At 62.6% G+C, this 12110-nt stretch carries 13 protein-coding genes; 7 read left to right on the plus strand and 6 right to left on the minus strand.

Going from position 1 to position 12110, the window contains the following annotated elements:
* Both RUW20_RS07035 and RUW20_RS07040 read right to left on the minus strand, forming a co-directional pair.
* A partial coding sequence (locus RUW20_RS07035) for a TonB family protein (protein ID WP_313951504.1) occupies nucleotides 1–643 on the minus strand: 643 nt, incomplete at its 3' end.
* A 278-nt stretch (nucleotides 644–921) separates the two neighbouring features.
* A complete protein-coding gene (locus RUW20_RS07040) occupies nucleotides 922–1326 on the minus strand; it encodes a DUF4332 domain-containing protein (protein WP_313951494.1) in 405 nt (134 codons plus the stop codon).
* Between the two features lie 284 nt (nucleotides 1327–1610).
* Between RUW20_RS07040 and thpR the strand changes: the two genes are divergently transcribed.
* The 5 genes from thpR (at nucleotide 1611) to RUW20_RS07065 (ending at nucleotide 5095) form a co-directional block, all read left to right on the plus strand.
* Complete coding sequence (gene thpR / locus RUW20_RS07045) at nucleotides 1611–2102, plus strand: RNA 2',3'-cyclic phosphodiesterase (protein WP_313951505.1); 492 nt, start codon at nucleotides 1611–1613, stop codon at nucleotides 2100–2102.
* A gap of 169 nt (nucleotides 2103–2271) precedes the next feature.
* Nucleotides 2272–3207, plus strand: a complete 936-nt coding sequence (locus tag RUW20_RS07050; RefSeq protein WP_313951495.1) for a DMT family transporter — start codon at nucleotides 2272–2274, stop codon at nucleotides 3205–3207.
* Between the two features lie 284 nt (nucleotides 3208–3491).
* Nucleotides 3492–4073, plus strand: coding sequence for an SCO family protein (locus tag RUW20_RS07055; RefSeq protein WP_313951496.1), 582 nt, complete (start codon nucleotides 3492–3494; stop codon nucleotides 4071–4073).
* A 17-nt stretch (nucleotides 4074–4090) separates the two neighbouring features.
* Nucleotides 4091–4513, plus strand: a complete 423-nt coding sequence (locus RUW20_RS07060; RefSeq protein WP_313951497.1) for a DUF1318 domain-containing protein — start codon at nucleotides 4091–4093, stop codon at nucleotides 4511–4513.
* Nucleotides 4514–4645: 132 nt separating this feature from the next.
* The gene (locus RUW20_RS07065; RefSeq protein ID WP_313951506.1) at nucleotides 4646–5095 is read left to right on the plus strand and encodes a copper chaperone PCu(A)C; all 450 of its coding nucleotides are present in this window, start codon (nucleotides 4646–4648) and stop codon (nucleotides 5093–5095) included.
* A gap of 45 nt (nucleotides 5096–5140) precedes the next feature.
* On the opposite strand, the gene RUW20_RS07070 is transcribed toward RUW20_RS07065, so the two are convergent.
* From RUW20_RS07070 to RUW20_RS07080, 3 genes are all read right to left on the minus strand, one after another.
* Nucleotides 5141–6061 carry a COX15/CtaA family protein gene (locus RUW20_RS07070; protein ID WP_313951498.1) on the minus strand — a complete coding sequence of 307 codons (921 nt, stop codon included), beginning with the start codon at nucleotides 6059–6061 and terminating at the stop codon, nucleotides 5141–5143.
* Complete coding sequence (locus RUW20_RS07075; RefSeq protein WP_313951499.1) at nucleotides 6061–7110, minus strand: COX15/CtaA family protein; 1050 nt, start codon at nucleotides 7108–7110, stop codon at nucleotides 6061–6063. The genes RUW20_RS07070 and RUW20_RS07075 overlap by 1 nt, the downstream gene beginning before the upstream one ends.
* Nucleotides 7111–7298: 188 nt before the next feature.
* A complete protein-coding gene (locus tag RUW20_RS07080) occupies nucleotides 7299–8312 on the minus strand; it encodes a TRAP transporter substrate-binding protein (RefSeq protein WP_313951500.1) in 1014 nt (337 codons plus the stop codon).
* A gap of 200 nt (nucleotides 8313–8512) precedes the next feature.
* On the opposite strand from RUW20_RS07080, the gene RUW20_RS07085 reads away from it, so the two are divergent.
* Together RUW20_RS07085 and RUW20_RS07090 are read left to right on the plus strand one after the other, a co-directional pair.
* Nucleotides 8513–10507, plus strand: coding sequence for a PAS domain S-box protein (locus RUW20_RS07085; RefSeq protein ID WP_313951501.1), 1995 nt, complete (start codon nucleotides 8513–8515; stop codon nucleotides 10505–10507).
* A complete protein-coding gene (locus RUW20_RS07090) occupies nucleotides 10504–11103 on the plus strand; it encodes a response regulator transcription factor (protein WP_313951502.1) in 600 nt (199 codons plus the stop codon). The genes RUW20_RS07085 and RUW20_RS07090 overlap by 4 nt, the downstream gene beginning before the upstream one ends.
* Nucleotides 11104–11151: 48 nt before the next feature.
* On the opposite strand, the gene tilS is transcribed toward RUW20_RS07090, so the two are convergent.
* Nucleotides 11152–12110: tRNA lysidine(34) synthetase TilS (tilS, locus tag RUW20_RS07095; RefSeq protein ID WP_313951503.1), on the minus strand; the 959-nt coding region annotated here is incomplete at its 5' end.

Consider the following 12110-nt stretch of genomic DNA (forward strand, 5'->3'; position numbering starts at 1 on the left):
GGGCGGCTTCGTCCAGACGCCGGAAACCACTCGACTGCTTGATCTCGACGCTCGTTGGTAAACCCTGCGCGCTGACCCTGATCCGCAGCAGCACGCGCCCCTCCTCACCCAGTCGCCGTGACGAGGCCGGATAGACCGGCGGAGGATTGCGCAGGTAATCGGCGTCGAAACGGGCCGCGACCACCGGCGCCGGTACGGCAGGCGAGTCTGCCTGTGCCGCTGCGGGTTGTGGCTGGACAGTGAAGGCAGCCGTCGCTGGCGCGGTGGCGATTGCCGCCAATAGCGGCGGGGGGGTCGGCGACGCTTTCGCCACTGGTACTGGGGACGCCCGAGAAGGCTTTGCTCGCCGGACCTTTTTCCTTGGCGGCTCGACCCTTGGTGTTGACTCGACCTCTGGCGGCAACTCGACTACTTTTGGCGTTGCCACTTCTGGCTGCAGCGCGACAAGCTCAAGGACACGGACCGTAAGTACCGGCAGGGATTCCACCGGCGCGCTGCGACCGACCGTCCCGAAGGCCACGAAAAGGCCGATCAAATGCGCCCCGAGCACCAACAAGACGAACAACGCCAGCCGCCAGACGGGCTGCCTGTGTTCTCCCGGAAGCTCGAAGTAGCTGCAGACGGCCTGCGCCTGACCCGACATTTCGCTCAATTCTGTCCTGTTTCAGCTAGGGAAGTGTGGACGAAAGGGCGCTATTGTATGTCGCCCCGCCGGCATCCGGATGCGGCATTTCGTCTCACTGGACCGGCCCACCGGCTGCGTGGTGAAGTGGCGCGCCAACATGAGCTGCTTTGATCCGGGTCGGCACGCAAGTAGTCGTGACCGCTCCTGCAGCATCACCTAAAACAGCCCCGTCGGGGCTGTTTTCAGGTCGTGCGCAACACGATGGTAATCCGAACCGGTTTCCTGGCTTCGCCGCCCTAATGGGTAACGACCCGAGGCAATTCCTTGGCCTGCGCCACCCAGTCTTGCACTTGCGCCGCCGTCGGAAGCTTGCGAACCAGGTTCTTTTCCCCGTTCAACTCGGCCATTTTTGCCTGGAGATTCTCCGCGTTCCTCTGCGCCAGTTCGGGAACGGTATCGACACCTGCACACTCCAGCAGATCTGCATACTGCGTGCTGACACCCTTGATTCGCGACAGGTCGGCGCGATTCACCCAATTGAGAATCAGCTTTTCGCTGATTCCCGATTTCTCGGCAATTTCCTTGCGGCCACTCTTCTGGCAACATGTTTTCAAGAGGCTTTCCAGAGAACCGACGCCCGCCTCTTCGAGTTTGGCTGCGTAAGCTTGCCCAATGCCTTCGATTTCAGACAGTTTCGCCATATTTGTCTCCTCGGTCTGTTTTGATGAACGGCACGGATGCCACTACCTGCCCTTCTTTCCTCGCCAGCGGGGCCCGTCGACTGCGACGATGGCGTTCAAGAAATGCAAAGCGCTTGGCGTCTCGACAAAGGCCGCCGGATCGCAGCGGCACCGTGACCGTACCATTGGCATTGTAAAGTGAGGGCTTCGCTTGTCAAACCGCCGGGCAGACGCCAACAAAGGTAGCCGCTATCGCCAATCCACCATCCGTCTCCACGCTGCCCGAACTGCCCGGTCAGGCGCGGCTGTTTCTCGCGCTGTGGCCAGCGCCAGACGAACGCGCACAGCTCGTCCATTATCAGCAGCAATGGACGTGGCCCAGAGAATCGTCCCCGATCACAGCCGATCGACTCCATCTCACCCTGCACTTCCTCGGTACCGTGGCGCGCGAACGCGTGGCGGAACTGGCCGCGCGACTGCAGGTGCCGACTACCGTTTGCGAACTGTGCCTGACGCGTGCCGAAATCTGGCCGCGCGGTCTCGCGGTGCTGCGGACGAGCGAGCCCCCCGCAGCGTTGATTGAGCTCCATGTCCGCCTCGCAGAAGCGCTACGAGCCCTCGATCTGTCGGTCGAAACACGCCGCTTTCGCCCCCACGTGACGCTGGCACGACGGGCGGCGGGAGCCAGCCCCCCGGCCGAACCACCCCGACTTCACTGGCGGATAGGCAGCTACTGCCTGGTCGAGTCGGTACCGGGCGCCGGCGGTGGCTATCACGTCGTACGGCACTACGGCTGAGCAGCCCCGCGGATTCGAGGCCCTTCTTGCGCCCCCAACGCGCATCGGGACACGCGGCTCAAACGGCAGCGCGATCCTTTCGCGCAAACAGGTTCAAACGACCGAAAATGCTGCACAATGGCGGCCTTTTCTCGCGCCGCATGCGTCTTGGCGGCAGGAAGTTACCGAAATGTCGCACCGTCGCGCGGTCGCCCTGATGGTATTGGTCACCCTGCTGTGGAGCATGGCCGGCGTAGTCTCCCGCCATCTGGACACGGCCGGGAGCTTCGAGGTCACTTTCTGGCGCAGCCTGTTCAGCGCGCTGGCGCTGAGTATTGCGCTGACCCTGATGCGCGGACCACGACTGTGGCGTGACCTGCTGCACGCACCTTGGCCAGTGTGGTTCTCGGGTGTCTGCTGGTCGGTGATGGCGACCGCCTTCATGCTGGCCATCACCCTGACCACCGTTGCCAACGTGCTGGTGATGATGGCCATCGGACCATTGATCACCGCCCTGTCAGCGCGTGTTTTCCTGCAGCACCAGCTGCCGATCAGAACCTGGGTGGCTATCGCAATGGCCGGTGTGGGCATCGGCTGGATGTTCGGGCAGGAGGCTCGGACGGGGCTGTCGCTCACCGGGACGCTGGTCGCACTGGCCATTCCCCTGGCCGCCGCACTCAACTTCACGATACTGCAGCACGTCGGCCATGGCCGCACTGACCCGGCAAAGCCCGGCCACCAGGACATGTTGCCGGCATTGCTGATCGGTGCCGTACTGTCGTCGCTGTATACCGTGCCGTTCGCCTATCCCTTCCAGGCATCGGCTCACGACCTCGCACTGTTGGCCCTGCTGGGCTCCGTTCAGCTGGCCCTACCCTGTATGCTGCTGGTCCGTCTGTCACGCGAACTGCCGGCGCCGGAGATTGCCCTGCTCGGTCTGCTCGAAGTGGTGTTTGGGGTCAGCTGGGCGTGGCTCGGCGCCGGCGAAAATCCGGGACCCAATACGTTGACCGGCGGAGCGCTGGTTCTTGGCGCGCTGGTCGCCAACGAGGCCCTGGCGATGCGGGCGACCAGATTGAAGCAACCGCCAGACCGGGAAAGCGTAGGCCACCGATCAGAACGATGATCCTTCGACTGAGCCGTCTCCGTACGAAACACCCGATCAGTCGCCAATCGGGGGTATCCTTGGGCTACCGTAACGGAATGGTGGACAAGGATTAACCTGCATCAAGGCGACCGGCCGTCGGCGAGCCGACAATGCCAGGCGGCATGCACCGCGGCAGACGCCGACACGTCCCTCGGGCAGGAACGCTTGCTCCCAATTCGCTCTGACTGCTTCCCGAGCAAGGAATGGGCTCACCTTCCCGGGCATGCCAACGCGCCAGTTTTCGCTGCAAACCATCGACGACCATGAAAATACTCTCGACCCTGATCCTGTCCTTCACCCTGCTGCTCGCAGCCTGTTCACAGCCGGTGGTTTTCAGGTCGACCGACATTACCGGCGTCGACTGGGGAAAGAACCTCGCCCTCACCGACCACAACGGCCAGCCACGTCAGCTGGCCGACTTCAAGGGCAAGGCGATCATCGTCTTTTTCGGATACACGCAGTGTCCGGACGTATGCCCGACCACGTTGCTGGCAATGCGCGAGGCACTGAGCCGTCTCGGCGAAGATGCCAAACGCGTGCAAGTGCTGTTTGTGACGCTCGACCCGACGCGTGACACCGCTCAGCTATTGTCCGAATACGTCACCGCCTTCGACCCCGGCTTCATCGGCCTGCACGGCGACCAAGCCGCCATCGCTGCAGCCGCGAAGGAGTTCAAGGTCTTCTACGCGAAACAGGCAGGCAGTACACCAGACAGCTATACCATCGACCATTCCACCGGCAGCTTCGTTTTCGATCCGCAGGGGCGGCTACGGCTTCTCGTTCGCCACGGCGAGAGCCCCGACAGCGTTGCCTCCGATCTGAAGCTGCTGCTGGCCGGCAATTGACTACCAGGAAACATGACATGAAACGCTTCCTCTTGCTGTTCGCCTTTCTTTCCCTGCCCGTCGTCGCCGCACCGACCAGTGAGCCGATCAATCTGGATATCGGCACGCCGCCGGTGATCATCGTCAAGCACACCCTGGCGCAAAGGAGCTCGCGGCTGGTCCGTTTTTACGACGTCGGGATCATTGGGCTGGGTAACGATGGCATGATCAAGATCCATGACGGCAGTCACCTCAACCTGGCGCAACGACAGATCGCCGAAAAACTCATTGACCAGGAAAACCCCGATCGTAACTCGCTGATCTACGCCATCGCCGAAGCGCACGGTGGCCAGGACGCCGAACCAGTGGTCCGCGAGGCCCAGATCAAGCGATGGCAGGCGCAGTTCCATTCGGGTTGGTGGATCGAAGACGCGCAAGGCAACTGGATCCAGAAGCCGTAAGCCCCCGCCGCTTGCGCCCTGCCCTGGCGAGTGCGGCATCTTGTCGCGCAAGGCGGCACACGCCACCGTTTATAATCGAGCCCCCTGAACGACAAGGAGTACGGATTGAAAGCAACGCGAACCCAACTGGCGATGGCCTTCGTGCTCGGCCTGTCTTCGGCGGCCGCACTCGCCGCCGATATCGAGATCAAGGATGCATGGGTACGAGGCACGGTGACCGGCCAACAGGCTACCGGGGCTTTCCTGGAAATCACCAGCAAGTCAGGCGCGACGCTGGTCGGCGCGGCCAGTCCGGCTGCGGACATCGCCGAGATCCACGAAATGAAGATGGACGGCGGGATGATGAAGATGCGCGCCGTCGAACGCCTTGAGCTGCCTGCCGGCAAGCCGGTGCAACTGGCACCTGGCGGCTACCACGTGATGCTGATGAAGCTCAAGCAGCCGCTGAAGAAGGGTGATTCGGTGACGCTGACGCTGCAGATCGAGGGTCCGGACAAGAAGGTCGAAGCCGTGCCGATCAAGGCCGAGGTGCGTGACCTGACCGCGGCGGCATCTCCGGCCAGCGAACACACGAAACACTGAGCAGCGAAGGTTGGCGCGTGGCAGTGAGCACGCGCCAACGCGTATTTACCGGCGCTGCAGCAGCGTGCTCGATGTCGCCAGTAGCGCCGCGGTACAGACCGCGTGGCCGGCTGCCAGCCACAGATTGAAACCGCTGCTCACCGTCAGCCCCCCGAGAGCAATTTCGCCGAGCAGCAGAAGCAGCAGCGTCACCGCCGCCTTGCGCGTCGCCTCGTCACCAAGCGCCTGCAGCGCCGCCGCACCCAGCAGCAAGAGGGTGCCAAGCGCAGCCCAACGGTGCAGCAGATGCAGGCCAATCCCGCCAGCGTCGCCCGCCGGTGGCACAGCTGCCAGCGTGGTGAACGGCGTCAGCGCTGCCCAGATGGTCGCGGCCGGCCACCACCGCCCGCCGCAATCAGGCAAGGAAACGCAAGTCAGCGCGGCGTACCCGGCGCCAATCAGCGCGCCGAAGACAACCGTCAGCGACAGCATCGCCACCCCGAGACGCAGCACCGGGGCTGGCGCGCGCTCGGACCGATATTCGGGTCGGCTGGCCAGCACCACTCGCCACGAAAAGGTCACCAGACCAAAACCACCGATGATGTTGAGGAAGCCGACCAGCACCAGCCTCGGATCGGAACTCCAGAACCCGAGCGCCGAGAGCGCCAGAACGAGCAGCACCAGCAGCGTCGCCGGAGGCACGGCTGGTCGGATTGACGGACGCCGCAGGCACAACCAGAGCAGGTAACACGCCAGCAGCAGGAATACCGAGGCCGTGGCGCGGTGCAATAGCCGCAGAGGAGCGAACGGCTGTGCCTGGGGTTCGCCGCTCAGCAGCCCCCCGTAGCAGGCTGGCCAATCGGCACAACCCAGCCCGGCCCCGTCCAGGCGAAGGTAGGCGCTGAGCAGCACCACCAGCAGCGACAGCGCGGTCAGCAGCAGCGCTGTCCGGCGAATTTGCCGCAGCCGCCAAACCTGGCCGGTCATCAAGTAGCGAGGCTCGCGACACGCTCCACGCGAAGTTCATGATTCACCCACAGCAGAAGGCCGAGAACGACCATCGCGCCTCCCTGATGCGCGGCACCGAGGCCAACCGGAACAGCCAGCAGCAGAGTCGTAATACCGAGCGTGATCTGTACGAACAGCACCACCATCAGCAGTGTCGCGGCCTGACGTGCGCCGGTTGAAACGGCAGCCGTCCTGATCTTCCACCAGAACCACGGCACCAGAAAGGCCAGCAGCCATGCCCCCAGGCGATGGTCGAACTGGACCAGCGCCATATTGTTGAAGAAGTTGAGGTACCACGGATCGATGATGAAACTTTCCGGTGGCAGGATGTGCCCGTTCATCAACGGAAAAGTATTGTAGGCCTTGCCGGCGCGGATGCCGGCGACAAACCCGCCACTGACGACCATGTAGGCAACCAGCATCAGCAGCCAGAAACCGATGCGTTGCAGGCCCTTGAGCGTCGCATCGGTGGTCGCACGGGCGCGCTCGGCGAGCAGCCCGAGGGCCAGCCAGAACATCGCCACGAAGATCAGGAAAGCCAGAGACAGATGCGCGGTCAGCCGATAGTGACTGACCCGCGGGTCATCGACCAGCCCGCTCTTGACCATGTACCAGCCCATCGCCCCTTGCATGCCACCGAGCAGGAAGATCCCCAGCAGCTTCGGCAGCAGCGACCGTTTCACCTTGCCTCGCCAGCAGAACCAGATGAACGGCAAGAGGAAGACGACGCCGATCAGGCGTCCGAGGACGCGGTGCCAGTACTCCCAGAAGAAAATGCCCTTGAACTCGTCGAGCGACATCTGATGGTTCACCTGCTGATACTCCGGCGTCTTCTTGTATTTGTCGAAGGTTTCGTCCCACTCGGCCTGATTGAGCGGCGGGACGACACCGACGATCGGCTGCCACTCGACGATCGACAGACCGGAATGGGTCAGGCGAGTGACGCCACCGACCACCAGAATCGAAAAGACCATCGCGCTGCAGATCAGCAACCACAGCGCGACTTGACGACGAGCGACGATATCCATACCAGAAACCCGGATCAGAGAGAAAGGACGAAGCGCGAATTATAGGCTCTTTGATCGGGTCCTCGACCGGTACAGACGCTGCTCTCAGGGCAAGCGCATCGACCTACAATACCCTTGTCATGGCCCGGACGATCCGTCCGGAATCATCGGGAGATCGAGAACCGCGGCCAACAGAGACCGGCCCTGGCTTATAGCCTGGCCGGATCGAAACCGGTCTCCCGATACACCGATTGCAGGAGATCCTTGCCGATACGCGACTCCATCTCCTTGTGTACCGGTATCAATGCCTTCTTGAAGGCCTGGCGCTGCTCGGCGGTCGGCACATGGACCTGCATTTTGCCGCTCTTTCTCACCGCCTCGAGATCCTTGTCGTTCTGCTCCTTGGCGATATCGTTGGCGTATCTGGTCGACTCCTTCATCGCCGTTTCCAGCTGGCCGCGGACATCCGCCGGCAGACTATCCCAGAACCGCTTGTTGACGATTACCGCGTAACCCAGATAGCCATGCTCGGTCAATGCCAGATGCTTCTGGACTTCAAACATCTTCTGCGTGTACAGATTTGAAATCGGGTTCTCGGTGCCGTCGACAATGCCGTTCTTGAGCGCCTGATAGACTTCCGAGAAGGCCAGCATCCGGGGAATCGCCTTGAGCGCCCGCATCTGCGCGTCAAGTACGCTCGAGGGCTGGATGCGCATCTTCCTTCCCTGCAGGTCATCCGGCATCAAGATTGGCGTGTTTGCCGAAAACGACTTGAACCCGTTGTCCCAGTAGGCCAGGCCGATGATTCCCTTGGGCTCAAGCTTCTTGAACAGAGCCTGCCCGATCGAACCCTTGGTCACCTTGTGCAGTTCGGCGTAGCTGTCGAAGATGTACGGCAGATCGAAGACTTCGAAGTCTCTTACGCCGAGCGGCGCGAACTTGGCCAGCGAGGGAGCAAGCATCTGCACGACACCGAGCTGCAACGCTTCCATTTCCTCCTTGTCCTTGTACAAGGTCGAGTTCGCGTACACCTCGACCTTGACCTTGCCCCTGGTCAGTTCTCCCGCCCGCTTGGCAAAGAACTCGGCGGCGAGCCCCTTGGGAGTATCAACCGCCACGACGTGGTTGAACTTGATGACGATAGGGTTCTGCGCAAGGGCTACGAATGGCATCGCGGCGAGCGCGGAGGCGACCAGGCCGAATAGCAGATGGATAACTTTCACGTTGCCTCCTCGATCGAGAACGGTTGACCACCATAGCTGGACATCAAGCGATGCTCGGCCTGCGTGCATGAACAGGGCAGAAACCACTGCTGACTAGTATCGTGGAAATGTGCAATCTGCTGCAAATGGAGGCCGCCGCGCTGCCCCGTTCTGACGGACAATGCCCCCGCGCGTCGTCATTTTCGGTACTATCGGCCGCCATGAAAGAGGCATCGCTCCCCTACCAGCATGACCGCCGACGATCCGTTTCACCGAACTGGTCGCACTGGTACCTCTCGATCCTCAAAATGGCCGTCGGTCTGCTGCTGATCCTGCTGATCGCCCTGCTCTGGCTGTTGCGTCAGAACGAGATCGATGAACAGCGCTCGACCCTGATTGCCGACGTCCTCTGGCTTGAGCAAAGCGTCCGCTTTCAGCTTGAGGGACAGTTGGAACAGCTGCGCCAACTCGCTCTCGACCTGAACCGGACGGACGACCAGAACGCCCTGTTCGCCCTTCGCGCCGGCCACATCCTGGAGCACAGCCCGGAGCTCCAGAAGTTGCTCTGGCTGGATGCCTCGGCCCGACCGGTCCGCGGCATCCCGACGCCGATCCTGCCACGCAGCGGGGAGGACATGTCTGGCGATGTTCATCTCAAACGCGCAATAGAACTTGTCCGCCTGGGTAACCCCGTCTACAGCGAGGCTTATCGGACGCCGGAGCAGGCCCAGTTCGAAATCTATGTGCCGATCTTCGACGGCGGCGAGTATCGCGGTACGCTGCTCGGTGTCTATTCGCTCGATGGGCTGCTCAAGCAACAGGTACCCTGGTGGTTCGCCGAGAAATACCAGGTGCGTGTTCTTGACAATAGCGGTGACTCGCTCGCCAGCAAGTCGAAGATCGACGCTGCATCGACCACACTGAGCTACCCGGTCAGCTTTGACCCACCCGGCTACGGCATGGTGCTTCAGGTCACCGCCTACCGCGGCGCCGATAATCTGGCGCAAACGCTGATTGCTGCGCTGATCATCATTCTCGCCGCGGCGGTATTCTGGAGCTTGTGGGCCGTACGCGGACTGATCCAGCGACGCCTCTTCGCCGAGCAGGCACTACGTTCGGAGTACGCGTTCCGCAAGGCCATGGAAGACTCGCTGACGGTCGGCATGCGCGCGCGCGACTTGAACGGTCGCGTGACCTACGTCAACCCCGCATTCCTGGAGATGGTCGGCTTTGACGCCGACGAGCTGATCGGCAGAGAGCCGCCAATGCCTTACTGGGCGCCGGAGGAAATGGAGAGAACCCTGCTGCTGCATCAAAGCGTGCTCGAGGGCAAGCCCCCCCTGGAGGGTTTCGAGATCCGTCTGATGCGCAAGGACGGCAGCCGTTTTGACGCGCTGGTCTACGAAGCGCCACTGATCGAAGTAGATGGCACGCAGACCGGCTGGATGGCGTCGATCATTGACGTCACCGCGCGCAAGCACGCCGAGGAGCTCGCCCAGCAACAACAGGAGAAACTGCAGGTCACCTCGCGCCTGGTGACCATGGGCGAGATGGCTTCGACGCTGGCCCACGAACTGAACCAGCCGCTGGCCGCGATCACCAGCTACAACGCCGGTTGCCTGAACAAGCTCGAATCCGGTGACTTCACTACCGCGCAGCTGAAGGAGGCGCTTGGCAAGCTGGCGGTACAGGCGCAGCGCGCCGGTCTGATCATCCGCCGGGTACACGATTTCGTCCGCAAGAGTGAACCCAAGCGCGCGCCCTGCGATCTTGCCGAAGTCGTTGACGACAGCATTGGCTTCATCGAAGGGGCTGCCAAAGCGCGCGGCGTCCGCATTGTGCGCGAGATTCAGGGCATGCGACCCGAACTGATGGCTGATCAGGTAATGCTCGAGCAGGTGTTGCTGAACCTGATGCGCAACGGTATCGAGGCCATGCGGCACACGCCGGCGGAGCTACGGCGGCTGACGATCAAGCTCAGCCAGCTGGACAACCATCAGATGGAGATCAGGGTCATCGACCATGGCCCGGGAATCCCCCCGGAGGTCGAAGAGAAGCTGTTCACCCCCTTATTCTCGACCAAGGCCGAGGGCATGGGTATGGGACTGAATATCTGCCGCTCGATCATCGAGTTCCACCACGGCCGCCTGTGGGTCGAAGCCAACCCGGAAGGCGGCTCGATTTTTGTCATCACTCTGCCGATTGGTCTGCAATGAACCCACACGCCTACCTTGTCGACGACGACGACGCAATCCGCGATTCACTCGGCTGGTTGCTCGAGTCACGCGGTGTCGCTTGCCTGAGCTACCCGTCTGCCGAAGATTTCCTGGCTGCCTGGAACCCCTCGCTCACCGGCTGCGTCCTGCTCGACATCCGCATGGACGGCATGAGCGGACCGGAGCTTTTTAACCTGCTATGCGAGCGCGGCAGCACGCTGCCGGTGATCTTCCTGACCGGTCACGGCGACGTCCCGATGGCCGTCTCGGCACTCAAGCAGGGAGCTTTCGATTTCGTCGAAAAGCCGTGCAACGATAACGAACTGGTCAATCGCGTCATCGAAGCCCTGAAGCTCGATGCAAACCAGCGCCTCGCAGCGTCGGACGCCGATTCGGTGAACGCCTCGACCAGCCGGCTGACGACGCGCGAGCGGCAGGTGATGGAGCGGGTTCTGGCCGGCACCCTGAACAAGGTGATTGCCGATGAACTTCAGATCAGCATGCGCACGGTCGAGGTCCATCGCGCCAATCTATTTGAAAAAATGGGCGTCAGAACAGCCGTTGAACTCGCACAACTGCTGGCTGGCAAACGCTGACGGCGATCACCCCTCGCTGCCGCGGCAGCCGCCGCTGCCACCGTCGACTCAACTCCCGGTGTCAGCGAAAGCGACTGGCGGGCCATCGATTTTCTCCCACACCGGCACTATCCCCTCCTCGCCCGGCGGGCAGGCAAACGCCACATCGACCCCCAGCCCACCCACCCAGGCCAGCCGCTCGCCACACCACAGTAACGGCAGCCGGGCCCGCTCCCACGGCGGCACGGCGGCCTCCTGTAACAACTTGCGCAATGGCTTTCCCGGCCGCCGCGGATCGGCTTGCAAACGCTCGCCACCCCGCCGTGACTGCAGGCAAACGCGAGCCGCGGCGAGCAGACAACGACTGACTCCCGCACCCGTCGTGCGCACGAACGACACCCGGTCGCCACCCCACGGCAAAGCCTCTTCGCCATGCCAGGATAGCGCGGACGCCGGAACCGCTGGGGGATGTGCAAGGATATGCAACTCTCCCCGGTAGACATGCATCGCCCCGTCCGGGTTGGCAACACAGGTTTGCGAGTCGGCAGAAACCGTCGCCAGTTGCCGCAGGGCCTCATCGAGCCAGCGCGCCTCGGGAGCGCGAAAGCCGGCCGACAGCAACTCGAAACGCAAGAGGTTTCGCGCTCGCGGCGGGCTCAGCACGTTGAAGCGCGCCACATCGATGCGCCCGCTCAACCTGGCCGCAGCCTCCCGATCGACCGTCGCCAGCTCCTCGAGCAGCGCTGCCGCCTCGGCAAAGTGACGCGCAGCCCGAGCCAGTGACGGCGCAGCACCGGGAAAGTGCTCTTCGATCCGCGGCATCACTTCCCGGCGCAAGTGGTTGCGGCGATAGTGTGCATTGGCGTTGCTTTCGTCCTCGGTCCACCGTAGCGAATGCTTTTCGGCGTAATGGGCGATTGCCGAACGAGGCAAGGCGAGCAGCGGACGAATCAGGCGTGGGCCGCTCGCCTGCGGCCGCTCGGCCGGCATCCCGGCGGCACCGCTGACGCCCGCCCCGCGCAACAACC

Source organism: Accumulibacter sp. (genome assembly GCF_032229525.1).
GTDB lineage: Bacteria > Pseudomonadota > Gammaproteobacteria > Burkholderiales > Rhodocyclaceae > Accumulibacter.